The sequence below is a fragment of the Frigoribacterium sp. CFBP9030 genome, assembly GCF_034045195.1.
Taxonomy (GTDB): Bacteria; Actinomycetota; Actinomycetes; order Actinomycetales; family Microbacteriaceae; genus Frigoribacterium.
On the sequence record NZ_JAXCWG010000004.1, the window covers coordinates 148,471 to 174,714 of the forward strand.

At 70.7% G+C, this 26,244-nt stretch carries 27 protein-coding genes and 1 tRNA gene; 17 read left to right on the top strand and 11 right to left on the bottom strand.

Annotation, left to right across the window (positions count from 1 at the left end; all coding sequences use genetic code 11):
• Nucleotides 1–132 precede the first annotated feature (132 nt).
• Nucleotides 133–1,362: an N-acetylglucosamine-6-phosphate deacetylase gene (locus SOM13_RS06455; RefSeq protein WP_320479158.1), complete on the bottom strand. Its 1,230-nt coding sequence runs from the start codon at nucleotides 1,360–1,362 to the stop codon at nucleotides 133–135.
• Nucleotides 1,359–2,132 carry a glucosamine-6-phosphate deaminase gene (locus SOM13_RS06460; RefSeq protein ID WP_320479159.1) on the bottom strand — a complete coding sequence of 258 codons (774 nt, stop codon included), beginning with the start codon at nucleotides 2,130–2,132 and terminating at the stop codon, nucleotides 1,359–1,361. Before SOM13_RS06460 ends, SOM13_RS06455 begins: the two co-directional genes overlap by 4 nt.
• A gap of 300 nt (nucleotides 2,133–2,432) precedes the next feature.
• On the opposite strand from SOM13_RS06460, the gene SOM13_RS06465 reads away from it, so the two are divergent.
• The 3 genes from SOM13_RS06465 (at nucleotide 2,433) to SOM13_RS06475 (ending at nucleotide 4,455) form a co-directional block, all read left to right on the top strand.
• Nucleotides 2,433–3,434, top strand: coding sequence for a helix-turn-helix domain-containing protein (locus SOM13_RS06465; protein ID WP_320479160.1), 1,002 nt, complete (start codon nucleotides 2,433–2,435; stop codon nucleotides 3,432–3,434).
• Between the two features lie 183 nt (nucleotides 3,435–3,617).
• The gene (locus SOM13_RS06470) at nucleotides 3,618–3,953 is read left to right on the top strand and encodes an Lsr2 family protein (RefSeq protein ID WP_320479161.1); all 336 of its coding nucleotides are present in this window, start codon (nucleotides 3,618–3,620) and stop codon (nucleotides 3,951–3,953) included.
• A gap of 4 nt (nucleotides 3,954–3,957) precedes the next feature.
• The gene (locus tag SOM13_RS06475; RefSeq protein WP_192061182.1) at nucleotides 3,958–4,455 is read left to right on the top strand and encodes a CarD family transcriptional regulator; all 498 of its coding nucleotides are present in this window, start codon (nucleotides 3,958–3,960) and stop codon (nucleotides 4,453–4,455) included.
• A 181-nt stretch (nucleotides 4,456–4,636) separates the two neighbouring features.
• On the opposite strand, the gene SOM13_RS06480 is transcribed toward SOM13_RS06475, so the two are convergent.
• Together SOM13_RS06480 and SOM13_RS06485 are read right to left on the bottom strand one after the other, a co-directional pair.
• Nucleotides 4,637–5,704, bottom strand: a complete 1,068-nt coding sequence (locus SOM13_RS06480) for a LacI family DNA-binding transcriptional regulator (RefSeq protein ID WP_320479162.1) — start codon at nucleotides 5,702–5,704, stop codon at nucleotides 4,637–4,639.
• Nucleotides 5,705–5,741: 37 nt separating this feature from the next.
• Entirely contained in the window at nucleotides 5,742–6,437 is a 696-nt protein-coding gene (locus tag SOM13_RS06485; protein WP_320479163.1) for a hypothetical protein, read from the bottom strand.
• A gap of 146 nt (nucleotides 6,438–6,583) precedes the next feature.
• Here SOM13_RS06485 and nucS point away from each other — a divergent pair, with 146 nt between their 5' ends.
• From nucS to SOM13_RS06505, 4 genes are all read left to right on the top strand, one after another.
• Entirely contained in the window at nucleotides 6,584–7,279 is a 696-nt protein-coding gene (gene nucS / locus SOM13_RS06490) for an endonuclease NucS (protein ID WP_192061185.1), read from the top strand.
• 107 nt (nucleotides 7,280–7,386) lie between these two features.
• Nucleotides 7,387–7,626 carry a hypothetical protein gene (locus tag SOM13_RS06495; RefSeq protein WP_192061186.1) on the top strand — a complete coding sequence of 80 codons (240 nt, stop codon included), beginning with the start codon at nucleotides 7,387–7,389 and terminating at the stop codon, nucleotides 7,624–7,626.
• Nucleotides 7,627–7,706: 80 nt separating this feature from the next.
• Nucleotides 7,707–8,384, top strand: coding sequence for an HAD hydrolase-like protein (locus SOM13_RS06500; RefSeq protein ID WP_320479164.1), 678 nt, complete (start codon nucleotides 7,707–7,709; stop codon nucleotides 8,382–8,384).
• Nucleotides 8,381–9,718 (top strand): CynX/NimT family MFS transporter, encoded by a 1,338-nt coding sequence (locus tag SOM13_RS06505; protein ID WP_320479165.1) that lies wholly within the window; start codon nucleotides 8,381–8,383, stop codon nucleotides 9,716–9,718. Before SOM13_RS06500 ends, SOM13_RS06505 begins: the two co-directional genes overlap by 4 nt.
• Here SOM13_RS06505 and SOM13_RS06510 read toward each other — a convergent pair.
• Nucleotides 9,684–10,574, bottom strand: coding sequence for an SDR family oxidoreductase (locus SOM13_RS06510; protein ID WP_320479166.1), 891 nt, complete (start codon nucleotides 10,572–10,574; stop codon nucleotides 9,684–9,686). The two genes, SOM13_RS06505 and SOM13_RS06510, sit on opposite strands and share 35 nt — an antisense overlap.
• A 211-nt stretch (nucleotides 10,575–10,785) precedes the next feature.
• Between SOM13_RS06510 and SOM13_RS06515 the strand changes: the two genes are divergently transcribed.
• Complete coding sequence (locus SOM13_RS06515) at nucleotides 10,786–11,700, top strand: cation diffusion facilitator family transporter (protein ID WP_192061189.1); 915 nt, start codon at nucleotides 10,786–10,788, stop codon at nucleotides 11,698–11,700.
• A gap of 86 nt (nucleotides 11,701–11,786) precedes the next feature.
• On the opposite strand, the gene SOM13_RS06520 is transcribed toward SOM13_RS06515, so the two are convergent.
• Nucleotides 11,787–12,305 (bottom strand): universal stress protein, encoded by a 519-nt coding sequence (locus SOM13_RS06520; protein ID WP_320479167.1) that lies wholly within the window; start codon nucleotides 12,303–12,305, stop codon nucleotides 11,787–11,789.
• Nucleotides 12,306–12,420: 115 nt separating this feature from the next.
• Between SOM13_RS06520 and SOM13_RS06525 the strand changes: the two genes are divergently transcribed.
• Nucleotides 12,421–13,104 (top strand): SOS response-associated peptidase, encoded by a 684-nt coding sequence (locus SOM13_RS06525; protein WP_192061191.1) that lies wholly within the window; start codon nucleotides 12,421–12,423, stop codon nucleotides 13,102–13,104.
• 131 nt (nucleotides 13,105–13,235) lie between these two features.
• On the opposite strand, the gene SOM13_RS06530 is transcribed toward SOM13_RS06525, so the two are convergent.
• A tRNA-Leu gene (locus SOM13_RS06530) sits at nucleotides 13,236–13,319 on the bottom strand.
• Nucleotides 13,320–13,426: 107 nt separating this feature from the next.
• Here SOM13_RS06530 and SOM13_RS06535 point away from each other — a divergent pair.
• From SOM13_RS06535 to pknB, 7 genes are all read left to right on the top strand, one after another.
• Nucleotides 13,427–14,143 (top strand): FhaA domain-containing protein, encoded by a 717-nt coding sequence (locus tag SOM13_RS06535; RefSeq protein ID WP_192061192.1) that lies wholly within the window; start codon nucleotides 13,427–13,429, stop codon nucleotides 14,141–14,143.
• Entirely contained in the window at nucleotides 14,140–14,664 is a 525-nt protein-coding gene (locus tag SOM13_RS06540) for an FHA domain-containing protein FhaB/FipA (RefSeq protein ID WP_243213724.1), read from the top strand. The genes SOM13_RS06535 and SOM13_RS06540 overlap by 4 nt, the downstream gene beginning before the upstream one ends.
• Before the next feature lie 7 nt (nucleotides 14,665–14,671).
• Nucleotides 14,672–15,916, top strand: a complete 1,245-nt coding sequence (locus SOM13_RS06545; RefSeq protein WP_320479168.1) for a PP2C family serine/threonine-protein phosphatase — start codon at nucleotides 14,672–14,674, stop codon at nucleotides 15,914–15,916.
• A gap of 154 nt (nucleotides 15,917–16,070) precedes the next feature.
• The gene (locus SOM13_RS06550; RefSeq protein ID WP_243213742.1) at nucleotides 16,071–17,363 is read left to right on the top strand and encodes an FtsW/RodA/SpoVE family cell cycle protein; all 1,293 of its coding nucleotides are present in this window, start codon (nucleotides 16,071–16,073) and stop codon (nucleotides 17,361–17,363) included.
• Complete coding sequence (locus SOM13_RS06555; RefSeq protein ID WP_192061196.1) at nucleotides 17,363–18,838, top strand: peptidoglycan D,D-transpeptidase FtsI family protein; 1,476 nt, start codon at nucleotides 17,363–17,365, stop codon at nucleotides 18,836–18,838. Before SOM13_RS06550 ends, SOM13_RS06555 begins: the two co-directional genes overlap by 1 nt.
• On the top strand, nucleotides 18,835–20,637 hold the full coding sequence (locus SOM13_RS06560) for a protein kinase domain-containing protein (RefSeq protein WP_320479169.1): 1,803 nt from the start codon (nucleotides 18,835–18,837) through the stop codon (nucleotides 20,635–20,637). Before SOM13_RS06555 ends, SOM13_RS06560 begins: the two co-directional genes overlap by 4 nt.
• 169 nt (nucleotides 20,638–20,806) lie before the next feature.
• The gene (pknB, locus tag SOM13_RS06565; RefSeq protein WP_320479170.1) at nucleotides 20,807–22,501 is read left to right on the top strand and encodes a Stk1 family PASTA domain-containing Ser/Thr kinase; all 1,695 of its coding nucleotides are present in this window, start codon (nucleotides 20,807–20,809) and stop codon (nucleotides 22,499–22,501) included.
• A 181-nt stretch (nucleotides 22,502–22,682) separates the two neighbouring features.
• Here pknB and SOM13_RS06570 read toward each other — a convergent pair whose 3' ends face one another.
• Both SOM13_RS06570 and SOM13_RS06575 read right to left on the bottom strand, forming a co-directional pair.
• Entirely contained in the window at nucleotides 22,683–23,321 is a 639-nt protein-coding gene (locus SOM13_RS06570; protein WP_192061199.1) for an anthranilate synthase component II, read from the bottom strand.
• A gap of 160 nt (nucleotides 23,322–23,481) precedes the next feature.
• Nucleotides 23,482–24,255, bottom strand: coding sequence for a class E sortase (locus SOM13_RS06575; protein WP_320479171.1), 774 nt, complete (start codon nucleotides 24,253–24,255; stop codon nucleotides 23,482–23,484).
• Between the two features lie 107 nt (nucleotides 24,256–24,362).
• On the opposite strand from SOM13_RS06575, the gene SOM13_RS06580 reads away from it, so the two are divergent.
• Nucleotides 24,363–24,611, top strand: coding sequence for a cell division protein CrgA (locus SOM13_RS06580; protein ID WP_192061201.1), 249 nt, complete (start codon nucleotides 24,363–24,365; stop codon nucleotides 24,609–24,611).
• A 172-nt stretch (nucleotides 24,612–24,783) separates the two neighbouring features.
• Here SOM13_RS06580 and SOM13_RS06585 read toward each other — a convergent pair whose 3' ends face one another.
• Nucleotides 24,784–25,641: a rhomboid family intramembrane serine protease gene (locus tag SOM13_RS06585; RefSeq protein ID WP_192061202.1), complete on the bottom strand. Its 858-nt coding sequence runs from the start codon at nucleotides 25,639–25,641 to the stop codon at nucleotides 24,784–24,786.
• Nucleotides 25,642–26,181: a peptidylprolyl isomerase gene (locus SOM13_RS06590; protein ID WP_320479172.1), complete on the bottom strand. Its 540-nt coding sequence runs from the start codon at nucleotides 26,179–26,181 to the stop codon at nucleotides 25,642–25,644.
• Between the last annotated feature and the right edge of the window lie 63 nt (nucleotides 26,182–26,244).

Here is a 26,244-nt window from a genome sequence, read left to right on the forward strand (position 1 = left end):
TGACGGCGACCCGCCGCACCCTCACCGCACCGCGCCTCCTGGGCACCGCACCCGCGGGAGGTTCGGCGGGTTCCCGTCACTCGCGGCGGGTCAGCGCTGACCCGCCACCGATGACGGCGACCCGCCGCACCCTCACGACACCGAGAACAGCACCGCGCCCTCGGCCACGACCACGTCGGGCGTCCAGTCGGCGCCGAGCACGACGAGGTCCGCGCGGGCACCGACCTCGAAGCGCCCGAGGTCGCCGCGGCCGAGCAGATCGGCCGGGGTGCGTGTCAGCGCGGTGACCGCCGCGACCGGGTCGACGCCCGACTCGACGGCGAGGCGCAGGGCGACGTCCTGCGTGAGCACCGACCCGGCGAGCGCGCCCGAGTCGGCGAGCCGCGCCTCCCCGTCCGAGACGACGACGTCGAGCCCGCCGAGGCGGTACGCGCCGTCGGCGCTGCCCGTGGCGCTCATCGCGTCCGTCACGAGCGCCACGCGCCCCGGGGCGAGGCGGAAGGCCGCGCGGGTGACGGCCGGGTGCAGGTGCACGCCGTCGACGATGAGCTCGAGCACGGCGTCCGCATCGACGGCCGCCAGCACGGGCCCGGGCTCGCGATGCAGCAGCGGGGGCATGGTGTTGAAGGCGTGGGTGAGCGCGCGGGCGCCCCGGCGGAAGGCGTCGAGGGCGCAGTCGTAGTCGGCCGCGGTGTGCCCGACGGCGACGACGACCCCCGCCTCGACGAGTCGTCTCCGGGCGTCGGCGGCACCGTCGAGCTCGGGCGCGATCGTGATCATCCGCAACGACCCGGCCGCGGCGGCGAGCAGGCGGTCGATCGACTCGGCGGTGGGCGTCGTGAGCACCGTCTCGTCGTGCGCGCCCTTGCGCGACGGTGCGAGATAGGGGCCCTCGAGATGCGAACCGAGCACGAGGGGGTCCGACGCCGCGAGCGCCGCGACCCGCCGGAGCGCCGCCTCCTGCCGGTCGATCGGCGCCGAGACGAGGCTCAGCACCTGCCGCGTCGTGCCGTGCCTGCGGTGGTGCGCGAGGGCGGGTGCGAGGTCGGCGTCGTCGTCGTACGAGATCCCGGCTGCGCCGTGCCCGTGCAGGTCGATGAACCCGGGGGTGACGACCCGGCCCCGCGCATCGATGGTGCGGACGCCCGCCGGAGGCTCGGCGCGAGACCCCGCACCGGTCCCGACCCCGGTCCCCACCTCGACGACGACCCCGCCCTCGGTGCGGAGCCAGCCCGGCCGGCGCCCCGCCGAGTCGATCAGAACGGCGTCGTGCACGAACAGCGCACCCCCGTCGGCGCCAGCACCCGCACCCGCACCCGCACCCGCACCGGCGCCAGCACCAGCACCCGCGTCAGCGGTCACAGCTCCTGCCATTCGGGCTTGTTCGCGTAGGCGAGGCGGTAGTAGTCGGCGTGCTGCAGCTCGCTCGCCGCGGCTTCGTCGACCAGCACCGTGACGCTCGGGTGCAGCTGGATCAACGAGCCGGGCACGCCGCTGCTGACCGGGCCCTCGACGGCGGCGGCCACCGCGGCCGCCTTGTTCGCCCCGAACGCGAGGAGCACGAGGTGGCGCGCGTCGCGGATCGTCCCGAGACCCTGCGTGAGGCAGTGCAGCGGCACCTGGTCGATCGAGTCGAAGAAGCGGGCGTTGTCCTCGCGGGTCTGGGTGGTCAGGGTCTTGACGCGGGTGCGGCTCGCGAGGCTCGAGCCGGGTTCGTTGAAGCCGATGTGCCCGTCGGTGCCGATGCCGAGCAGCTGCACGTCGACGCCGCCGGCGGCGGTGATGGCCGCCTCGTAGCGCTCCCCGGCCGAGGCGAGGGTCGCGGGCGACGCGTCGGGCACCGCGAGCAGGGCCGGGTCGAGCCCGAGCGGCTCGACGGCCTCGCGGTCGAGCACGGCGCGGTAGCTCTCGGGGTGCCCTTCGGGCAGGCCGACGTACTCGTCGAGCGCGAAGCAGCGCACCCCGCTCAGGTCGGCGCCGGCCGACGCGAGCGCTCGGTAGGTCGTGAGCGGGGTCGAGCCGGTGGCGACCCCGAGCACGGGTTGATCGATGCGCGCGAAGCGACGGAGGATCGCGTCGGCGGCGAGACGACCCGCGGCCTCCGCGTCGGTGACGATGACGACTTCGGCCATGGCGGTCGGGCCTTTCGAAGCGAGGGCTGAGGCGTGGGCGGAGGCGAGAGCTGAGGCGAGGGCTGGGGCGAGGGGCGGGGCCTGGCGCCCGCCCCGACGCGCGATCCCTCGCCGCAGACGACGCTAGCATCGGCGCCCCGCGTTTTGGGGGCGCGCGGACTCGGCCCGGATGCGCGACCGTGGAGGGATGAGCCCACGCCCTGCGTGTTCGTGACGATGACCCCTCCGGCCACGTCCTGATACATGCAGCCGCACGCCCCACCAGCGCGCGCTGCCGGACGCTCAGGACCAGGAGACACCATGACCAGCACCTACACGCCCCACGACGCTCCCGCCGCCGAGCCCTCTCCGCCGACGGGCGGCTTCGATCGATTCCAGATGTCGGGAGAGGATCTCGAGGAGGCGCGGGCCGGTCTCGAGACCAGTCTCGAAGGTCGCGAATTCCGCGCCCGACGTGCCGAGATGCCTTTCTCGTACCGATTCGCGTCGGCGGGCGACTCGCGTCTCAGCCTGCAGAGCGGGACGTTCCTCGCGCACATCCAGGGGGTCATCCCCTGGTCGAAGGACTACATCGTGTCGTGGTTCCGCACAGGTGCGGTCATCATCGACCACCCGGGCGGCCAGCTCGGCAGCGACGGTTCCCGGCCCTTCCTGACGCCGAGCGAGACGTCGTACTCGTTCACGATGACGCCGCACCGGCACGGCATCGTGCACTTCGGGGCGTCGTTCCTCGAAGACGTCGCGACCGAGCGCCACGGCGGTCCGCCGCAGCGCATCGTCTTCGACTACGCCGCCGTCCCCGACGCGGCGGCCCTCTCCGCCTGGCAGGCCGCGCTCGGCGCCGCGACCCCGCTGATCGTGGCGCCCGCGACACCCCCTCTCGCCCGGCACTCGGCGCAGGCGTCGCTGGCCCGCGCGCTGCTCGACCTCTTCCCGTGGCGGGCCGTCGACGTCCCCGAGGCGCTCCGCACCGAGCACACCCGGAAGCTCCGCCAGGCCGCCGAGTACGTGCACGCCTTCGCCGATCAGCCGATCACGGCGGGCGACATCGCCTCGGCGGCCGGCGTGCACACCCGCACGCTGCAGCAGCTGATGAGCCAGCACCTCGGATCGAGCCCCACGACCTACCTCCGCCACGTGCGACTCGACCGGGCCCGTCAGGACCTCCTCGCGGCCGACCCCGGCTCCGACTTCGTGGCCGGCATCGCGCGCCGCTGGGGCTTCGGCAATCTGGGGCGCTTCTCCGCGGCCTACGCCGCGCGCTTCGGCGAGTACCCGCGAGACACGCTCAGCCGCTGGTGACGTCGGGAATCGCTCTCCTCACCCTCGCATGAATGCGTGCGCATAAACGATTAGGAGGTGCTTCCGCCGTCGGCGGAACCGGTTAGGCATGTCATACGGAGAACCATGAATTACACTTGATCCCTAGCACGCCGTCGCACGTTTATCCGCGGCGCTTTTTCATTGTTTTTTCAGGAGACTCCGTTGGCCCAGAAAACACTCATCCAGCTCGTCGACGACCTCGACGGCACCCCCATCGCCGACGGCGAGGGCAAGACCGTCTCGTTGTCGCTCGACGGCGTCTCGTACGAGATCGACCTGAGCGACGCGCACGTCGACGAGCTCACCGAGGCTCTGGCCCCCTTCGTCGGAGCGGCGCGCAAGACCGGGCGCAAGACCCCGGCCCGCACCGGCTCGGCCAAGTCGAACTCCGACGATCTGCAGAAGATCCGCGAATGGGCGAAGGCGAACGGGCACGACGTGTCCGACCGCGGCCGCATCGCCGCCACCGTCCGCGACGCTTACGACGCTGCGCACTAGAACGGTGACTACGACATACGAAGTCGGCACGACGCTGGTCTACCCGCACCACGGCGCCGTCACGATCACCGACCTGACCACCAAGAACATCAAGGGCTCGCCCACGGAGTACATGTCGCTGCGCGTGCACACGAGCGAGCTGGTCATCCAGATCCCCACCGGCAACGCCACCGACATCGGTGTGCGCGAGGTCATCGACCAGGCCGGTGTCGAGCGCGTCTACGACGTGCTCCGCACCTCCGAGGTCGAAGAGGCCGGCAACTGGTCGCGTCGCTACAAGAGCAACCAGGAGAAGATGACGAGCGGTGACGTCTACAAGGTCGCCGAGGTCGTCCGCGACGTCTGGCGTCGCGATCAAGACAAGGGCATCTCCGCCGGCGAGAAGAGCATGCTCGGTCGCGCTCGGCAGATCCTGGTCTCCGAGCTGGCTCTGGCGTTGAACACGACCTCCGAAGAGGCCGACAAGGCCCTCGAGGGCGTGCTCGCCACCCCCGCCGGCTGACACGCCGCGTCCTGCGAAGAGGGGCGTCGCACCGCTGATCCCAGCGGCGCGGCGCCCCTCTCCTCACCCCCGGCGTCCCGAGGCGGGGCCTGCAGGGGGCGCGGCGCCCGTCCCGCAGGACGCCGCGCCGAAGACGAGGCGGACCCGGGGCCTGGTATCTGCAGGGGAGGCGCGGCGCCGGTCAGCGACGCGGCGGCGCCGTGGTCGACCCGCGATGGAACACGCTCGTGAAGGTCGTCGACTCGGCGGGTGCGCCGGCCAGCAGGTCGAGCAGCGCCCGGCCCGCCGCACGCCCCTTCTCGACCGCGGGCTGCCGCATCGTCGTCAGGTCGGCTGCGCGGGGGTCGTCGAGCCGGATGCCGTCGAAGCCGACGACGCTGAGGTCGCGCGGCACCTCGAGTCCGAGCTCGGAGGCCGCGGCGATGACCCCCGACGCGAGCAGATCGCTCTGGGCGACGATCGCCGTGGGGCGCTGGTCGGGGGCGACGTCGAGCAGCGCCCGACCGGCCCGGTGCCCCTCCGACGTCCAGCTGCCCGCCGTGACCACGCCGCGGGCCCGGGGGAAGACCTCGCGGACCCCCTGCAGGCGCTGCAGTGCGGTGTGCGTCGTCCCCGACGCGATGCGCTCGTCGGTGATCGGCCCGAGGGTGCGCGTGGGGCCGAGCTGGAGCGCGACCACGGCGACGTCGCGGTGACCGAGGTCGTGCAGGTGCCGGGCGAGGGCTCGAGACGCGTCGACGTTGTCGAGACCGATGTCGAGCACCCCCTCCATCGCCCGCGCCTCGATCGACACGACGGGGATGCCCCGACGACGCACGACGGCCACCGACTCGTCGAGCCGCAGACTGCAGCCGAAGAGCACCACGGCGTCGACGGGCGCGTCGATCAGTCGCGACTGCTCCGGTCCGGTCTCGGTCAGCAGCAGCAGCGAGTTGTCGGCCGGGCCGGTGACGTCGGCGAGCCCGTCGAGCATCGCCACGTTGACCGGGTCGCGGAACGCGTCGCTGAGACTCGACTCGATCACGGCGCCGACGATCCCCGAACGGCCACGGCGGAGCGACCTCGCGCGCGGATCGGGCCCGCCGTAGCCGAGCTCGGCGGCGACGGCCAGCACGCGGTCGCGGGTGGCCGGCGAGACGGGCCCGGCGCCGCTGAAGGCCAAGGAGGCGGTGGAGGCGGACACACCGGCCGCCTGCGCCACGGCGGCGAGCGTCGGCCTGACGGCGGCGGCCTTCTCTGCCCGGGTCATGGTGGTGCAGCCTAGCGAAGCCGCCGGAGAGAGCCCCCTACGGCTTGTCGGGCGCGAACGCGATGGAGAAGTCGGCCATCAGACCGGGGATCGCGCGCCATTCGCCGTAGTGCACGGCCGTCTCGATCTCGTCGACGATGCGGGCGCGGAGATCGTCGGAGAGAGCGGGGGCGGCTCCGTGGACGCGCAGCGCCTGCTCGGTCGCGAGCACCGAGAGCGGGCGGACGACCTCGCGATCGAGTCGAGCGGCCTCGTCGTCGTCGAAGAGGCCGAGCAGCGGGTCGGCGAGCTCGATGAGGCGGGCGATGTCGAGGGGCGTCTCGAGCCCGTGCCGGTCGCCGAGGGTCGCGGCGGGCCGCGGCTCGGGGAGGTCCTCGGTCTGCGCGCCGCGGGCCAGCGCGAGCTCGATGGCCCCGCCGAGACGGCGCAGCAGGGTCGTCGTGCAGTACGCGGGCAGTCCGACGACCGCGTCGCGTCCGAACGGGGGGCGCAGCAGGACGCCGATCCGGCAGAGCACGTCGACCGACCGGCGCACCTCCGCGAGCGTGACGCCGAGCTCGTCGGCCACGGCCGACTCGTCGAGCACGTCGCCCGGGGTGTGACGACCCGTCGCGAGATCCACCAGGAACACGTCTCCGACGAGGTCGACCACGGGCCGGGGGTCGCTCGCCTGCGGGTCGCTCGGATGCGGCGCGGTCGGGTGCGATGCGGTCGGGGGCAGCGTGGTCGACATGGTGTTCCTCCGGGGTCTGAAGCGGATGGTCGTGCACCGATCGTGTCGGTGTCATGAACATATGTCGCATTTCACACTCTGTCAACACCGGGTCGCGGTCCGATCGACGAAGCCCCCTCCGCCCGGCCACCGCCTAAGATCGTCGGGTGCGTCTCGTCATAGCCCGTTGCTCAGTCGACTACGCCGGGCGACTCTCGGCCCATCTGCCGCTGGCCACCCGCCTGCTCATGATCAAGAGCGACGGCAGCCTCCTCGTCCACTCCGACGGCGGCAGCTACAAGCCGCTCAACTGGATGAGCCCGCCCTGCTCGATCAGCATCCTCGAGGCCGACGCCGACCAGCAGGAGGCGGGGGTCGTCGAGCTCTGGAAGGTCACGCAGGCGAAGACCGCCGACATCCTCGTGGTCTCGATCCACGAGATCATCCACGACTCGAGTCACGAGATGGGCTTCGACCCCGGCCTGACGAAAGACGGCGTCGAGGCCGATCTGCAGAAGCTCCTGGCCGAGCAGATCGAGCTGCTGGGCGAGGGCCACACCCTCGTGCGCCGCGAGTACATGACGGCGATCGGCCCGGTCGACATCCTCGCCCGCGATGCCTCCGGAGGCGCGGTGGCGGTCGAGCTGAAACGTCGCGGGGACATCGACGGCGTCGAGCAGCTGACCCGCTACCTCGAGCTGATGAACCGAGATCCGCACCTGGCGCCCGTCACGGGCGTCTTCGCGGCGCAGGAGATCAAGCCGCAGGCACGCACCCTGGCGCACGACCGCGGCATCCGCACGCTGCTGCTCGACTACGACGCCATGCGCGGACTGGACGACTCGCACTCGCGGCTGTTCTAGCGCGGCGGCGGACGATGTTCGCCGACCCCCTTGCGGAACCGGAATATGAGGGTAACATTTCTTATGACCCGCCCTCTTCTCCGACCCGCGACCTCCTGGAGGCTCCCGTGACCTCGCCCATCTTCGACCAGATCCTCTCGCAGCGAGAGGCGACTCCCCTGTTCGAGTCCATCTCCGGCTCGTTCCCGAGCGTCATGCGAGACGACATCGACGCCCTCCCCTCGATCTCGCGCCGGCGCTCCGGTTCCGAGCGTCCCGCCCGTCGACCGGTCTCGTCCGATCGCGTCCGACCGGTCGCCCCGTTGACCGTCCCGACGACCACCTGGCCCCTCGGCCCGGTCGCCTGAGCACCGCCGGTCGAGACGCATGGCACGGCGGCCGACCGCACCGCCGCCCGGTGTCGGCGGCGATGCCTAAGCTGAGGGTGATGACTCTCCCCTACACCGCCGTGCTCTTCGACCTCGACGGCACCATCGCGGACTCCGCTCCGGCGATCACCGCCAGTCTCGCCTACACGATCGAGGCCATGGGGCTGCCGGTGCCCCCGGCGACCGAGCTGATCGCCTGGGTCGGCCCGCCCCTCCCGCAGAGCTTCGAGGTCCGTCTCGGTCTCACCGGCGACCGTCTGGTCGAGGCCATGCGCATCTACCGGGCGCACTACCTCGAGACGGGGGCGCTCTCCAGCCCCATCTACCCCGGGGTCGCCGATCTCCTGGCCGCCGTGCACGCCGCCGGCATCCCCACCTCGACGGCGACCTCCAAGCCCGAGACCCCGGCCACGCGCATCCTCGAGGTCAACGACCTGGTCCGCTACCTCGACATCATCACCGGCGCCTCCGACGACGAGGTGCGCAACACCAAGGCCGACGTCGTCGCCGAGGCGCTCCGCCGACTCGAGGCCCGCGGCGTCGACCTGTCGCGTCCGGTCCTGATCGGCGATCGGCACCACGACGTCGAGGGCGCCGCCGTCCACGGCGTGCCGACGATCATCGCCGGCTGGGGCTACGGCGACGAGAACGAGCACGTCGGGTCCGTCGCGGTGGCGGCCGACGTCGACGAGCTCGCGGCCCTGCTGGGCGTCACCCTCCTGCGCGGCGCGGCGTGAGCACCCGCGCGGGCGCCGCCGTGCGGTCGCCCGCCACCTGGCTGCTGACCCTCGCGATCGTCCTGATCGCGATCAACCTCCGCGGCCCGATCGTGGCCACCGCACCCGTGCTCGACCAGATGATCGGCGACCTGGGGCTCTCCGCGGTCGTGGCCGGCCTGCTGACCAGCATCCCGGTGCTCTGCTTCGCCGTCGCGAGCCCGGCGGCCTCGGCCCTGATCGGCCGGGTGGGCCCCGAGCTGGCGGTCACCCTCGGTCTCGCCGGCGTGCTCGCCGGCACGATCATCCGCACCCTCGGCAGCTCCTTCTGGCTCTACGCCGGCACGATCGTCATCGGCATCGCGATCACCATCGGCAACGTGGTGCTGCCGGTGGTCATCAAGCGCGACTTCTCACCCGAGCGGGGCGGCTTCGTCACGGGCGTCTACACGTCGGCGCTCAACGTCGGGTCGATGATCACCTCGCTCGGCACCGCCCCGATCGCGTCCGTCGTCGGGTGGCCGGTGGCGCTGCTCACCTGGGGTCTCCTCGCGGTGCTCGCGGGGGTCGTGTGGTCGATCGCCGTGGGGCCCCGGGTGGCGCTGCGGGGCGTGCGCGAGCGGTCGGCGACGGGCGCGGGCGACGCGACCCGCGCCTCCTCGGCTCGCGACGGGTCCGACACGACGCCCGGGGCCGAGCCCGGCGCATCCGATGTGCTGACCGGCGGCGTCCCGGTCATCGACGAGCGGTCCGCCGCCGCCGACGCCGCGCGCCGTGCCGAGGCCGACCGTCCGCCGCTGCTGCGCCGCTGGACGACCTGGGGGCTCACCCTCGCGTTCGCGGGCCAGGCCTTCGGCTACTACGGGCTGACGGCCTGGATGCCGACGCTGCTGCGCGACGAGATCGGACTCACGCGCGAGGCCGCGGGCGCCAGCTCGTCGGTCTTCCAGATCCTCGCCGTGGTGGGTGCGCTCGGGGTGCCGGTGCTGGCCCTCAGACTGCGCCCCGCGATCGTCATCGCCCTGATCAGCCTCTTCTGGACGGTCATGCCCCTCGGGCTGCTCTTCGCCCCCGAGCACTGGCTGCTCTGGTCGATCTTCGGCGGCGCGGCCCAGGGCGGCGGCATCACGATCATCTTCATCGTCATCGTGCGCATGGCGAGCACCGACACCGACGCCAGGCGCCTCTCGGCGCTCGTGCAGGGCGGCGGCTACGCGATCGCGGCACTCGGTCCGCTGGCGATCGGCGGGCTGCACGACGTTTCGGGCAACTGGCAGGTGCCGATGCTCGGCGTCTTCGCCGCGACGCTCGTGCTCGGCGTCAGCGGCGTGCTGTCCTCCCGGCGGATCCGCTGACCAGCTGCTCGAGCGTCAGCGGGTCGTGGCCGGTCAGATCGCGCACCGCGGTCGAGACGCCCGACACCTCGCCCGAGGCGATCGACGCGTAGGTGCTGACCCAGGCGTCGGCGATGTAGGGCTCGGGGTTCCAGGCCGCGCGCGACGCGTAGGCCTCGTCGAGGGTCTCGTCGACGAACGTGTGCCCGCGTCCGGTCGCGGTGGTCAGTCGGGCGGCGAGCTCGGCGAGGCTCAGCGCCTCGGGGCCCGTCAGGTCGTAGGCGGCGCCCCGGTGCGCCGACGGGTCGCGCAGCACGGCGACCGCGGCGTCGGCCACGTCGGCGCGGGCGACGGCGGCGACCCGCCCCTCCCCCGCCGGTCCGCGGATCACCCCCTCGGCGTCGGCGAAGTCGATCAGGGCGTCGAGGTAGAACGAGTCGCGCAAGAACGTGGTGGCGGCACCCGAGGCGAGCAGGTGCTGCTCGGTGGCGGCGTGGTCGCGCGCCAGCGTGAAGACCGCATCGGGCGCCGCGCCCTGGAACGACGTGTAGACGATGTGCCGCACCCCGGCCTCGACGGCGGCATCGACGAACGTGCGGTGCTGGTCGAGTCGGTCGACGGCCTCGGCGGCCGACACCATGAAGAGCGTCTCGACGCCCTCGAGCGCCGTGCGGGCCGCGGCGCGGTCGGCGTACGAGGCGACGGCGATATCGACGTGCTCGCCGAGGCTCGGCGCGCGCGAGGCGTCGCGTACGACGAGGCGCAGCGGCACGCCGTCGGCGGCGAGCGCGGCGGCGACCCGCCCGCCGAGGGCTCCGGTGGCGCCGGTCACGGCGACGAGGCGGGGGGAATCCGAGGAGGTGCGGGTCGAGTCCATGACTCAGCCAACCGCGGTCGCGCCCTCTTTGTTCCGTGACCCGCGCCTCCTGGGCTCGATCGCCGTGCTGACGCGGATCGAGAGTCGTTATCGACTGGGTCCGAGACCTGTCGGGTGTCGGCGGCCCGGGCTATCGTCGGGGTGAGCGATCACCGACGACCCGCGACCGGGCCGTGGGCTCGGGCCGCCCGAACACCCGAGAGAGCACAGCATGGCGCACGACCACCAGCACGGTCACATGGCGGCCGACGGGCGACGGCTGCGACTGGCGATCCTCGTCATCGCGCTCGGTCTGGTGGCGCAGCTGATCGGCGCCCTCCTCTCGGGGTCGCTCGCCCTGCTCGCCGACTCGGGGCACATGTTCTCCGACCTCGCCGGCCTGGTCGTGGCGTTGGCGGCCACCATCGTCGCGGCCCGACCCGCGAGCGGTCGGCAGACGTACGGCTACCGGCGGGCCGAGGTCTTCGCCGCCGCGATCAACGGCCTGGTGCTGATCGCCGTGTCGATCTCGGTGGCCGTCGCGGCCGTCGGGCGACTGCTGACCCCATCCGATCACGAGGTGCTCGGTCTTCCGATGCTCGTCGTCGGCGTGATCGGCGGGGCGACCAACGTCGTCGCGCTGCTCGTGCTGCGGGGCGGGGCGACGCACTCGATCAACATGCGGGGCGCCTACCTCGAGGTGCTCGGCGACCTGCTCGGCTCGGTCGCCGTCGTCGCGGCGTCGATCGTCGTGCTGACGACGGGCTTCGTGCAGGCCGACTCGGTGGGCTCGCTGATCATCGCGGCGATGATCGTGCCGCGCGCCTGGTCGCTGCTGCGCGAGGCGTTCCGGGTGCTCTTCGGCTCGGCGCCCGGCGACATCGACCTCGACGACATCCGCAGCCACATCACCGAGACGCCCGGCGTCGTGTCGGCGCACGACGTGCACGCCTGGCAGATCACCAGCGGCGCGACGGTCTTCTCGGCGCATGTCGTCGTCGACCGCGAGGTCTTCTGCGACATGCGGGTCGACGAGACCCTCGACTCGCTCGACCGCTGCCTGGCCGCGCACTTCGAGGTCGAGCACGCGACCTTCCAGCTCGAGCCGGCCGATCACGCCGACCACGAGCGCGCGACGCACGCGTAGTCGACCTCGTCCGCGCCCCGCGCCCCGCGCGGTGCTCCCACCACGAGCCCGCACGGTGCCCGGGCCCGGGTGCCCGGGGTCGGGTGTCAGAGGTCGTGCTCCCACGGCAGCCGGTCGGTGCGCGCCACCGGGGCCAACGGCACGACGACGACGGGCAGGTGCTGTCGGTGGCTCAGATGCAGAGCGACCGAGCCGGCGAAGAACTCGCGGACGCTCCCCCGCAGACCCGCCTCGCGGCTGCCGACGACGATCATCGGGGCGCCGATGCGCTCGGCGAACCGGCCGAGGCAGTGCGCGGGTTCGCCGGTGAGGGCACGGGTCTCGAGCACGACGCCCCGGGCCTCCGCGATCGGCCGGAGCCGCGCCTCCTGGTCGTCGTCGAAGGCCGGCGGGCCGTCCAACTCGTCGGGGTCGAGGGGGTACGAGAGCACCGTCCCGTCGATGCCCTCGGTGAAGGCCACGCGATCCGGTTCGACGATCACGCAGACGAGGCCCGTGCCGAAGCGGGCGGCGAACTCGACAGCCCGGGTGACCACCGCCTCGCCGCTGCCGGGGACCACGCCTGCCACGACGTAGCCGTGCAGGTCCGAATCGTCTGTCGCCATGGTCACCCTCGTCTCGTCGAGGCCTCGCGGGGCCGGTGCTGCGGCGGCGTGACGCCGACCGCTCGGCCTCAGTGAAGCACTACCGGTGGGGGCTGCGGAAGGGGAGACTGGGCGCATGTGCGGCCGTTACGTCATCGCCCGAGCCACGTCCGATCTGCTGCCGAGCCTGCTCGACGGTCTGGGGCCGCTGCCCGACGACTTCAACGTCGCGCCGACGACCCGCGTGCCCGTGGTGCGCGAGCGGCAGGGTCGACGCGAACTGCCGCTGATCCGCTGGGGCATGGTGCCCTCGTGGTACCCCGATCTGAAGCGGCGACCGCAGCCGATCAACGCCCGCATCGAGACGGTGGCGACGAGCGGCATGTTCCGTCGACCGTTCGCGCAGGCCCGGTGCATCGTGCCCGCGCTCGGCTACTACGAGTGGGTGGTCACCGAGACGGGCAAGCAGCCGCACTTCATCCATCAGCCCGAGTCGGGGCTCGCGATGGCCGCGGTCGCCAGTGCGTGGCCCGACCCGGCCAAGACCGACGACGACCCCGACAAGTGGCTGCTCTCGATGTCGATCATCACCCGCGACGCCCATGTGGCCCCGGGCGAGGTGCACGACCGGATGCCGGCCTGCCTGACCCCCGACTCGTACGACGACTGGCTCGGCGATCACCTCGACACGACCGAGCTGCTCGAGCTCCTCGACCGCGACTCGCACGAGATCGCGCACGATCTGGTGCACCACGAGGTCTCGCGAGAGGCGAACAGCGTCCGCAACAACGGCCCGCACCTGATCACCCCCCTCCCCTAGGAGGCGCGGCGCAAGAGAAAATGGCCCTCCCGTAAGCGGAGAGCCATTTCGTTCGTGCGCCGCAGAGGCGGCGGCGCACTATGGGCACAGAGAACAATTGGCCCTCCCGTAAGGGAGAGCCAATTCGTTCGTGCGCGAGGGGGGACTTGAACCCCCACGCCCTTTCGAGCACTGGCACCTGAAGCCAGCGCGTCTGCCAATTCCGCCACTCGCGCGAACTCGAAAACACTAGCATGAAGACGGCCTCCCGCTTCGCACTCGTGAGAACATGCCACCCGTTCCGGCTAAGATCGGGCGACCTGAGACCCGACCCTGGAGAGACATGGGACTGCTCGACAACTTCGAACGCGGGCTGGAGCGTGCCGTCAACGGCGCCTTCGCCAAGACGTTCCGTTCGGGCGTGCAACCTCTCGAGTTGACGAACGCGCTGCGGCGCGAGCTCGACACGAAGGCCGCCGTGGTCTCGCGCGACCGCATCCTGGTGCCCAACGAGCTGCTGGTGCGGCTCGCCCCGGTGGACTACGAGAAGATGGCCGCCATCGGCTCCAGCCTCATCGACGAGCTGACCCAGTTGACCCAGCGTCACGCGACGGCGCAGGGGTACCACTTCGCCGGTCCGTTGAGCATCCGCCTGCGTGAAGACGAGTCGCTCAGCATCGGCATCATGGCCGTCGACTCCCGCAACGTCCGGGGCGAAGAGGTCTCGTGGCGCCCGGTGGTCGACATCGACGGGCAGCGGCACGTCCTCCGCGGTCAGCGCACGGTGATCGGGCGCGGGTCCGACGCCGACATCACGATTCAAGACACGGGCACGTCGCGTCGGCACGTCGAGATCCTGTGGGACGGCAACCGGGCCCAGGCGCGCGATCTCGGCTCCACGAACGGCTCGAAACTCAACGGCGAACCCCTGTCGAAGGCCCCCTTGCCCCCCGATTCGACGATCCAGATCGGTCGTACGCGTATCGTGTTCCGCGTGCTCCCCCTCTCAGCGACGCCCGACCCCTCTCCTGGGCCCGACGTCTCGGGGGGTCGACGATGACGAGCGAGCTCACCCTCCTCGCCCTGCGGTTCGGCTTCCTGGCTGTGCTGTGGCTGTTCGTGTTCGCGATCGTCTTCGCCCTCCGGTCCGATCTCTTCGGGCAGCGGGCGCGCAGACTGCCCGCCGACCAGCAGCCGGGCCAGATGTCCGCAGCCCCCGCCGCGCCTCCTGCCCCTGCCGCGCCTCGCGCCTCGGCTCCGGCCGCCCCCGCCGCGTCCGACGGCGACTCGGCCGCCCGCCGCCTGGTCATCACGAAGGGCGCGAAGGCCGGGCTCGAGATGCCCCTGGTCGACGGCCCGCTGACGATCGGTCGCTCGCAAGAGAGCAACCTCGTCATCCGCGACGACTACACGTCGACGCATCATGCGCGTCTCATGCTCTGGAACGGGCGCTGGGTCATCCAAGACCTCGACTCCACGAACGGCACGTTCCTCGCGGGCGAGCGTGTCACGGTCCCGACCCCGGTGCCCGTCGGTTCCACGGTGACGATCGGCCAGACGAGCTTCGAGCTGCGACGGTAAGCGCCCGATGACGCCTCCCAAGAGCGCGGCTCTGTCCAATGTGGGCAAGATCCGCTCGAACAACCAAGACAGCGGCTATGCCGGCGGTCGTCTGTTCGTGGTCGCCGACGGGATGGGCGGGCATGCGGGTGGCGACGTCGCCTCCGCCATCGCCATCCGTCGGATCCGCGAGACCGACAAGCAGTACAGCTCGCCCGGCGACGCCGAGTTCGCTCTGCAGTCGTCGCTGATCGCGGCGAACCAGCTGCTCGCCGAGACGGTGTTCGAGCATCAGGAGCTCACAGGCATGGGCACGACCGTCAGCGCGATGCTGCGGGTCGGCGACAGCATGGCGATCGCGCACATCGGCGACTCGCGCATCTACCTGTGGCGCGAGGGCGAGCTCAGTCAGATCACGGCCGACCACACCTTCGTGCAGCGACTGGTCGACAGCGGCCGCATCACGGCCGAAGAGGCCGCGGTGCACCCTCGTCGCAGCGTGCTGATGCGCGTGCTCGGCGACGTCGACGCGGCTCCCGAGATCGATACGGCCATCCTCGGCACGCAGCCCGAGGACCGCTGGCTGATCTGCTCCGACGGTCTCAGCAGCTATCTCGCCGAAGACCGCATCAAGAAGGCCCTCGCGGCCGGGCTCGACCCCGAGCAGACCGCCCGTCGTCTCGTGAAGGAGACGCTCGACCACGGCGCCCCCGACAACGTCACCGTCGTGATCGTCGACGTCGACGAGTCGGGCGACTCGTCCGTCGAGCCGCCGGTGACGGTCGGTTCCGCCGCCGTCCCGCTCACCTTCGAGGGCGAGACGGGTCGCAAGTCGCTCCGGCTGCCCACGATCCTGCTGCACCCGCTCAAGGTCGCGACCACCCCCGAAGACAGCCACTTCGAGCCCGAGTCCGACGAGTACCTCGCCGAGCTCATCGCCGAAGACAAGCGCCGTCGCCGCCGCCGCCGCATCACGTGGCTGGCCGCGCTGGTGGTCGCGATCGGCGCACTCGTCGCCGGTCTCGTGCTCACCTACCAGTGGACTCAAGACCACTACTACGTGGGTCAGCAAGAGGGGACCGTCGTGATCTACCGGGGCGTGCAGCAGACCCTCGGGCCGATCGCGTTGTCGAGCGTGGTCGAAGAGACCGATCTCGACGTGTCCGATCTGCCGAACTACACGCAGCGGACCGTCGAAGACACGATCAACGCCGGTTCGCTCGCCGACGCCCGCGCCATCGTCGAGAGGTTGACCGATGCCAGCACCCGGTGACGACACGTCGACCGAGCTGATCGGTCGTCCTTCAGGAGGCGCGCGAGGGTCCGCCGAGACCCCCCGCCCCGCACCCGCCGAGCCCACCAGTCTGACGCAGGCCATCACCATCCGTCTGCGGCAGCCGGCCCGGCTCCGCAACCTCGAGCTGCTCATGCTGCTCATCGCGTGCGGCATCTGCGCGGGCGCCGTGGTGCTCGTGCAGCTCGGCGCCACCGACGCCATCGATCCCAGCGTGCTGATCGCCGGCTCCGCCGTGCTCGGTCTCGGTCTGATCTTCCATGTCGTGCTGCGCGTGGTCGCCCGCGAGGCCGACCCGTTCATCCTGCCGATCGGGCTCGCCCTGAACGGCATCGGCATCGCGATGATCTACCGCATCGACCTGGCCTACGGTCGTTCGGGCTGGGAGGCCTTCGGCATCAAGCAGATCGCCTGGACGGCGATGGCCATGGTGATCGCCCTCGTCGCGCTGTTCGTGGTCCGCAACTACCGCATCCTGTCGCGGTACCGCTACATCGCCATGTTCGTCTCGATCGTGCTGCTGCTGCTGCCGCTCATCCCGGGTCTCGGCCGAGAGGGCCTGAACGCGCGCGTCTGGATCGACATCGGGCCGTTCTCGTTCCAGCCGGGCGAGATCGCGAAGATCACGCTGGCGATCTTCTTCGCCGGCTACCTGGTGACCGCCCGCGACAACCTCTCGCTGATGGGCCCGAAGATCCTCGGCATGCGGTTCCCCCGACCGCGCGACCTGGGGCCGATCCTCATCGTCTGGCTCGTCGCCATGGGCGTGCTGATCTTCCAGCGCGACCTCGGGACGTCGCTGCTCTACTTCGGGCTGTTCCTCGTCATGATCTACGTCGGCACCGGTCGTGCGAGCTGGATCGTGCTGGGTCTGACGCTGTTCCTCGGGGGCGCGATCGTCGCCTCCACGTTCCTGGGCTACGTGCAGGGGCGCTTCGCCGCCTGGCTGAACCCCTTCGACCCGGCGGAGTACAGCGCCGACGGCGGATCGTTCCAGCTGGTCTCCGGTCTGTTCGGCTTCGCGAACGGCGGGCTGATCGGCACGGGGCTCGGTCAGGGTCGACCGCAGACGACGCCGCTCGCCGAGAGCGACTACATCTTCGCGTCGCTCGGCGAAGAGCTCGGTCTCGCCGGCATCTTCGCGATCCTCGCGCTCTACCTGCTGCTCGTCTCACGCGGGTTCCGCATCGGCTTCGTCGGCCAGGACGACTTCGGCCGGATGCTCGGCGTGGGTCTGGCCTTCGTCATCGCCCTGCAGGTCTTCGTGGTCATGGGCGGCGTGACCCGCGTCATCCCCCTGACCGGTCTGACGGCGCCCTTCATGGCCGCCGGCGGATCGTCCCTCGTGGCGAACTGGATCATCGTGGCCCTGCTGCTGCGTCTGTCCGACTCGGTGCGCAATCAACCCAGGCTGGTGATCGGCTGATGAACAAAGAACTGAGACGAGTGAGCCTCGTCGTCCTCGCGATGTTCGTCGCGCTGTTCGTGTCGAGCACGTACATCACGACGTTCCAGGCCGACGCCCTCCGGGCCGACCCGCGCAACTCGCGCTCCCTGCTCGCGAGCTACTCGGCCCAGCGGGGTCCGATCCTCGTCGGCGGCGAGCCCGTCGCGCAGTCCGACCCCGTCGACGACGTCTACGAGTACCAGCGCTCGTACCCGCAGCCCGAGCTCTACGCGCCCGTCACCGGCTACTACACGCTCGGTCAGGGGTCGCGGGGCATCGAGGACGCCATGAACCAGTACCTCACCGGCAACGCGAACTCGCAGTTCTTCGAGCAGATGAACTCGCTGCTGACCGGCCAGTCGCCCGAGGGCGCCACGGTGAACCTCACGCTCGACCCGGCCGTGCAGCAGGCGGCCTTCGACGCGCTGGGCTCCAACAACGGCTCGATCGTCGCCGTCGAGCCCTCCACCGGCAAGATCCTCGCCATGGTGTCGAAGCAGAGCTACGACCCCAACCCCCTCGCCAGTCATGACAGCGCCGCCGTCAAGGCCGCGTACGACTCGCTCGTCGCCGACCCGGCCGACCCGCTGCAGAACAAGGCCATCGAGGGCAACCTCTACGTGCCGGGGTCGACCTTCAAGCTCATCACCGTGGCGGCGGCGCTCGAGAGCGGCGACTACACGCCCGAGAGCGCGTTCCCGAACCCGTCCACGCTGACGCTGCCCGGCACGTCGACCAACATCAACAACGCCGAGGGCGGCAGCTGCGGCGGCGGCGACGAGGCGACGATCGCGACCGCCCTCCGCCTGTCGTGCAACATCCCCATGGCCCAGCTCGGTCGCGCGCTCGGCGCCGACGCGTTGAAGGAGCAGGCGCAGGCCTTCGGCTTCGACGACGACTCGATCGAGATCCCCCAGTCGGTCACCCCCAGCCAGTTCCCGATCGAAGACGCCGACGGCGCCGAGATCAGCGACGCCTCCCTCATGCTGCAGTCGTTCGGACAGGGCAACGACCGCGTCACGCCGCTGCAGATGGCGATGGTCTCGGCCGCGATCGCCAACGGCGGGACGCAGATGGATCCGACCCTGATCGACAGCGTCCTGAACCCCGATCTCAGCCCGGTGGAGGATTTCTCGCCCACCGAGTACGGCGACCCGATCAGCTCCGACACGGCGTCGACGATGACCGACATGATGGTGGACGACGTCGCCGACGGCGCGGCCAGCAATGCAAGAATTAGCGGTGTCGATGTGGCCGGCAAGACGGGCACGGCGGAGAACGGCCCAGGCGAGCCGTACACGCTGTGGTTCACCGGCTTCGCCCCGGCAGCCGACCCCGAGGTCGCCGTCGCGGTCGTCGTCGAGAACGGCGGCGGGCAGGGACAATCCGCGTTCGGAAACAGTGTCGCGTCACCAATCGCGAAGAAAGTCATTGAGGCGGTGCTGAACAAATGAGACCTTCGGGCGGAATCACCTTCGGTGGGCGTTACCAGCTGTCGACCCGCGTCGCCATCGGCGGCATGGGCGAGGTCTGGGAGGCCACGGACCTCGTGATCGGGCGCACCGTCGCCATCAAGATCCTGAAAGACGAGTACCTCGGCGACCCCGGGTTCCTCGAGCGCTTCCGTGCGGAGGCCCGCCACGCGGCCCTCGTGAACCACGAGGGCATCGCCAACGTCTTCGACTACGGCGAAGAGGAGGGCAGCGCCTACCTGGTGATGGAGCTGGTGCCCGGCGAGGCCATGTCCACCGTGCTCGAGCGCGACCGCGTGCTGCCGACCGACAAGGTGCTCGACATCGTCGCCCAGACGGCGTCGGCTCTGCAGGCCGCCCACGCCGCGGGCCTCGTGCACCGCGACATCAAGCCCGGCAACCTCCTCGTCACGCCCGACGGTCGGGTCAAGATCACCGACTTCGGCATCGCGCGCATCGCCGACCAGGTCCCGCTGACCGCGACCGGTCAGGTCATGGGCACGGTCCAGTACCTCTCGCCCGAGCAGGCCAGCGGCCACCCGGCCTCCCCGAGCACCGACATCTACTCGCTCGGCATCGTCGCGTACGAGGCCCTCGCCGGTCGGCGTCCGTTCACGGGCGAGTCGCAGGTCGCCATCGCGATGGCGCAGATCAACGAGCAGCCACCGGACCTCCCCGCCACCGTCTCCGAGCCCGTCCGCCGACTCGTCATGTCGTGCATCTCGAAGAAGCCGGGCGAGCGACCCGCGACGGCCTCGGCCCTCGCGCAGGCCGCCCGCGCCCTGCGTCGAGGCGACGTCGGCGCAGCGACCGTCGCCGTGCCTGCCATCGGCGCCGCGGCCCTCCCCGCCGACGACGCGACCCGCGCCTTCGCGGCGCAGGACGCGACCACGCAGCTCTTCAACCCGAACGCCACGGGTGCGGGTGCGGCCGTCACCGGCGCCTACACGCCCGGGTCCGCAGACCCCGACGCCCTGCGCGACGACGACCTCGACGACGAGCCGAAGCGGCGGAGCCCCTGGTTCTGGCCCCTCATCGTGCTCGGGGTGCTCGTCCTGGCCGGTGCGGTCGCCGTGATCGCCTTCGCGCTGAGCTCGAACGAGCCCGCGCCCGCGCCGACCTCGTCGTCGGTCGCGCCGTCGACCGAGCCGAGCCCGACGCGGACCACGCCGAGCCCGACGCCGAGCCCCACGCCCGACACGGTCAACGTCGTGCCCGGCGACTACGTCGGCATGAGCGAGAGCGACGCACGGGCGGCGCTCGGCGCCCTCGGCCTCGCGGTCGAGTCGGCTCCGAGCTCGGCGGCCCCCGCCAGCGCTCAAGACGTCGGCACCGTCGCGAGCCTGAACCCGAGCGGCAACGTCCGCAAGGGCAGCACCGTGACGATCCTGATCTACCAGGAGGCGCCCCAGCCGACCCAGCCCGGGTCGCCGACCGCGTCGCCCACCCAGATCACCGCCGACGGCACGGACGCCGCCACGATCACGTGGGAGCCCTACGCGGGCTGCCCGGCCGGCTACTCGCTGACCGGCTACTCGTACTCGATCACCGGGGGCACCGACACGGCGGGCCAGACCGGCGGCGCCGTCGGCGCGAACGTCTCCTCGATCCAGGTCGTGACGACGACTCCCGGCAACGTGACCGTCGCCTACGTCGCGAACTGCGGCGACCTCGCGTCCGACCCGTCGCCCGGGGTGACGGTCACCGCGACGGCCGACGAGTCGCAGCCGACCGCCGAGCCGACGACGCCTCCGACCGACCCCGTCGTCCCCACCCCGTAGCACCCTCTCGTGACCACGGCCCTCGCCGGCCGTGGTCACGAACCCGTGACAATCATCCCCACGACGGACCTCGACACCCGATCTGGGGCCAGACGGCCAAGTACACTTGCTGCGACCGTGTGTTCCGAGTTCGCGGTCTCGTGAGGGAGTGTACGGCGTGGTCGAAGGCGTGAGAGAGGGCATCGAACTCCTCGCCAACCGCTACCAGATCGGTGAGCGCATCGGTCGTGGCGGCATGGCAGACGTGCACGTCGGCACCGACGCCCGTCTGGGTCGTCGCATCGCGATCAAGCTGATGAAGCCGGCGCTGGCCACCGATCCGGCGTTCCGCACCCGGTTCCGCCAAGAGGCGCAGGCCGCTGCGCGGATGGCCCACCCGACCATCGTCCGCGTGTTCGACGCGGGCGAAGAGACCGTGCGCTCGGCCAACGGCCACGAGGTGCAGGTCCCCTTCATCGTCATGGAGTACGTCGAGGGGCGCCTCCTCAAGGACATCGCAGCCGAGGGCCCGATGGAGCCCGCCGAGGCCGCGCGCATCACGCAGGGCATCCTGACGGCGCTCGAGTACTCCCACCGTGCCGGCGTCGTGCACCGCGACATCAAGCCCGGCAACGTCATGATCAACCACGCCGGCGAGGTCAAGGTCATGGACTTCGGCATCGCGAGGGCCATCTCCGACTCGTCGGCCACCGTCGCCCAGACGACCTCCATCCTCGGCACGGCCCAGTACTTCAGCCCCGAGCAGGCCCGGGGCGAGACCGTCGACGCCCGCACCGACCTCTACTCGACCGGTGTGCTCCTCTTCGAGCTGCTCACCGGGCGTCCGCCGTTCCGGGGCGAGTCGCCGGTCGCCGTGGCCTACCAGCACGTGAGCGAGCCCCCCGTCCCGCCCAGCACGATCATCCCGAGCATCTCGCCTGCGCTCGACGCCGTCGTCCTGCACGCGCTGGCCAAAGACCGCTTCGAGAGATTCCAGACCGCGGCCGAGTTCCGCTCCGACGTCGAGGCCGCCGCCGACGGGCGGGCGCCGAATCGTCGTCGCCCCGCCGCTGCCGCCGGCTCGACGCTGTTCGGCGTCAATCCCGCCGCCGCGGCGGGCAGCGAAGCGGCGCTGAAAGAGCTCGCCTCCGACGACAACACCCGCCCGCAGCGCACTCAGACCCGACCTCCGGTCGCCTGGATCTGGGCCGGCATCGTCCTGGTCGCCATCGTCATCGTCGCCGTCGTCTTCTGGGTCGTCAATCTGACTCCTCCCGTGGTCGACAACACGCAGTCCGCGCGCATCCCCGATCTCGTGGGGGTCAGCTACGAAGAGGGCTCCGCCGAGCTCGGCGAGCTCGGACTCGACGTCACCCGGGCCGAGATGCCCGACGACACCGTGTCCGAGGGCGACATCGTCTCGACCGATCCGACCTCGGGCATGTCCGTCCCTCTCGACACCACCGTCACGGTCACCGTCTCCACCGGCCCCCAGCTGGCGGCCGTGCCCGACATCGTCGGCTCGCAGGTCGACGCGGCCTGGGTGTCGTTGTCCGATGCTGGCTTCACGCAGGGCCAGCAGACCACGGACTACTCGCCCGACGTCGCCCAGGGCGCGGTCATCTCGGCCGACCCGGCGACGGGCACGGAGGTGCCGACGGGCAGCACGGTCGATCTGATCGTCTCGAACGGGCTCGTCAACGTCCCCGATGTGACGGGGCTGTCGACCGTCGACGCGAACGCGCAGCTCGGCGAGCAGCTGCGACTCGTCGTGACGCTCGAGTCCGACTTCACCTGCACGGGCGGTGTCGTCGCCGGGCAGACCCTCGCACCCGGCGATCAGCCGCAGGGTTCGGCCATCACCCTCCGGGTCTGCAGCGGCTGACCGAGCGAGCGCGCGAGCGGTGCCGGGTCACGTCAGGTCGTCTCGAACCGCGTTCGCGAAGATGAACCGCGATGTACCGCGGTTCATCGTCGCGAACGCGGTTCATCGACATCGCACCCACCCCGGTCCACCTGACCCGCCGCGCCGCCCGGCGACCGCCGCACACGCAGCGCGCCCGCTCTCAGCTGAGGTCGAGCAGCGGTGACAGCCCTCGGGCCGTGACCTTCGCCTCGGGCAGCCCCGCCTCGCCGAGCCAGTTGCCGATCATCTGGTAGCCGCCCTCGGTCAAGACCGACTCGGGGTGGAACTGCACGCCGTACACGGGTGCACTCCGGTGCCGCAGGCCCATGATGATGCCGCCCGTCGTGCGTGACGTGACCTCCAGGGCCTCCGGCACGGTCTCGTCGACGACGGCGAGCGAGTGGTAGCGCGTCGCGGTGAACGGCTGCGGCACGCCGTCGTAGAAGGGGCTGTCGTCGTGCGTCACGGCCGAGGTCTTGCCGTGCATCAGCTCTTCGGCGTGGGTCACCGTCGCACCCAGCGCCTCGGCGATCGCCTGGTGCCCGAGGCAGACTCCGAGCAGCGGCTTGTCGACCTGCAGGGCGGCGTTCACGACGTCGATCGACACCCCGGCGGCCGCGGGCGTGCCCGGACCGGGCGAGAGCAGCACGGCGTCGTAGTCGCCGATGCGAGCGGCCGCGTCGCGACCCGAGAAGGAGTCGTTGCGGACGACCTCCGTCTCGGCGCCCAGCTGCTGCAGGTAGCCGTTGAGGGTGTACACGAAGCTGTCGTAGTTGTCGACGACCAGGATGCGCGTCATGGGTTCTCCACAGTGACGTCGGGGGCGGGCAGCAGCTCGTTGACGGCGGGGAAGACCCACTCGACGAGTGCGAAGAGGACCGCTGCGAGCAGGACCAGCACTATCACCAGCCTCACCCACCACGGACCCGGAAGAATACGCCACAGGGCTGCGTACATGGTCAGCTCCCCACATCGGTGGCGGCGAGCCCGGCCGGAGGCCCGGCGGCGAGCGGCTGCCACGAATCGAAGACGCCGTAGGCGACGATGCGCTCCTGGGCGGTGAACATCGGATTGCAGCTGGTCAACGTGATGAGTCGCTCGCCCGAGGCGGACGAGACGTCCGGGGCGTCGGGCACCGGCTGCAGCACCGACACCTGGGTCGCCTGGACGTACTGCAGATTGCGGAAGCCGTAGGTGTACCAGCCGTCCTTCGTCTCGACGTACATCTTGTCGCCCGCACGGAGGTCCGCGATCGCGTTGAACGGGGCGCCGTAGGTCGTCCGATGCGCGGCGATGCCGAAGTTGCCGACCTCTCCCGGCATCTGCGTCTGGTCGTAGTGCCCGATCCCGACCGTGTTGAGGGTCTTGACCGTGCTCGTGCCCCCGGCGATCGGCACGGCGTAGTCGTCGCCGAAGCGCGGCACGTAGAAGTTCGCGAACTCCTCGGCCTCCGTCGGCTGCTCGCCCACCGGCGGATCGCCGAACGACCCGTCGGCGTCGGGCTCTCTCGCCGGCCCGGCCTCCTGCTCGAAGCGCTCACTGAGACTCGACGCCTGATCGCGGTGCTCACCGGCGACGACGAGGTCGTTGAACCACTGCTGCCACCCGATGAAGAGCAGCACGAGCGCACCGGCCGTGATCAGCAGCTCACCGACGACACCCACGAAGGAGGTGCGGTGAGGCGCCCGACGCGACCGCGGCTTCCGACCGGGTCGGCGCAGGTCGTCGGTCATGGCTCGATTCTAGGTGCAGGCCCTCGGGGGCCGGCCGTCTCGGAGACGACTGTGGACGGATCGACCTCCCCCGCGCCTCCTGAAGGCCCCACGGTATGATGTCGGCCATGGCCAAAGACACGAACCGCACCTCGAAGCCCATCGATCCGCGCGAGACGCGCACGGCCGCAGACGCCCCGAACCCGGTGTGGTTCAAGCCCGTCATGTTCGGCTTCATGCTGATCGGGCTCGCCTGGATCGTCGTCTTCTACGTCAGCCAGAGCACGCTGCCCGTGCCGTCGATCGGCTCATGGAACATCCTCGTCGGCTTCGGCATCATGTTCATCGGGTTCCTGATGACGACCCGCTGGCGCTAGAACACACCTTCGGACTTACACGGATGTAACTATCCCCAGTGTTAATAAACCTGTGGATAACTTTCTGTGGACAACGGTGTGAAAAGTCCCGGCCCGGCCACGAACGACAGAAGAGGCGGCTCCTGAACGGAGCCGCCTCTTCTGTCGTCTGCGTGTTCGAACCCTCGCCGGGTCAGATGATGCCGTAGGCCTGTGCCAGTTCGTACGAGCGCCAGAACACGATCGCGAGCACGACGACGCCGATCCCGGCGATCGCGGCGGTCTGGACCGCGCGCTTCGACCGGTGCCGGGTCTTCGAGAACACGAACGCGACCGCGGCACCGGCCACGAGGCCGCCGACGTGCGCCTGCCACGAGACGTTCGGCAGGACGATGCCGATCACCAGGTTGATGCCGACCAGAACCAGCAGCTGCACCCCGTTCGAGCCGCCCAGACTGCGGGCGATCACGAAGAACGCCGCCATGAGGCCGAAGATGGCCCCGGAGGCGCCGATCACGCTCGACAACGGAGCGATCAGCGAGACCGCTGCCGCGCCTCCTACCCCGCTGATGAAGTACAGCGCCAGGTAGCGACCTCGGCCCAGCGTCCGCTCGAGCTGCCCGCCGAAGATGAACAACGCGTACATGTTGAACAGCAGGTGCAGCAGACCGGCGTGCGCGAACAGCGACGTGACGAGTCGCCACGGCTGCGTGATCTCGAACGGCGCCGAGAACGACAGCTGGTTCGTCAGAGCGGAACCGAAGACGAACTGCAGCACGTACACGAGCACGCTGACGCCGATCAGCGAATACGTCGCCACGGGCGCACCGCTCGCCGACGCGCTCCGCATGCGGGTCACGACGGCGGGCTGGACCCGCGGGGCGTTGCTGCGCGCCTCACGGACGCACTCCGGGCAGTGCACACCGACGGCCGCCGGTGTCTGGCACTGCCCGCAGATGGTCCGTCCGCAGCGCTGGCAGAGCACGAAGCTCTGCCGATCGGGGTGTCGGTAGCAGAAGTTGCCCGCATCCGACGGAGAGGGTCGCGTCACTTAGACCTCGTCGATGGTGACGCTCTGGATGACGACATCCTCGAGGGGCTTGTCGCGAGCGTCGGTCTTGACCGCCTCGATGGCGTCGACGACCTTCTTGGACTCGTCGTCGGCGACCTCGCCGAAGATGGTGTGCTTGCCCTGCAGCCAGGGGGTCGCGACGGTCGTGATGAAGAACTGCGAACCGTTGGTGCCCTTGCCGTTCTGGGTGCCGGCGTTGGCCATGGCGAGGACGTACGGCTGGCTGAAGTCGAGCTCGGGGTTGATCTCGTCGTCGAACTGGTAGCCGGGGCCGCCGATGCCCTGGCCGAGCGGGTCGCCGCCCTGGAGCATGAAGTCTTTGATGATGCGGTGGAAGACGACACCGTCGTAGAGCTTGTCGGTGCTGACCTTGCCGGTGCCCGGGTGCTTCCACTCGATGGTGCCGGTGGCGAGGCCGGTGAAGTTGGCGACGGTCTTGGGGGCGTGGTTGCCGAACAGGTTGACCTTGATCGTGCCGAGCGAGGTCGTCACGGTGGCAACAGAAGTGTGCTTTGACATGGGCCTCATTCTTTCACAGGGGCCCGTCGACCTCAGGGTGGGTACAGAATTCGTGGTGTTCCC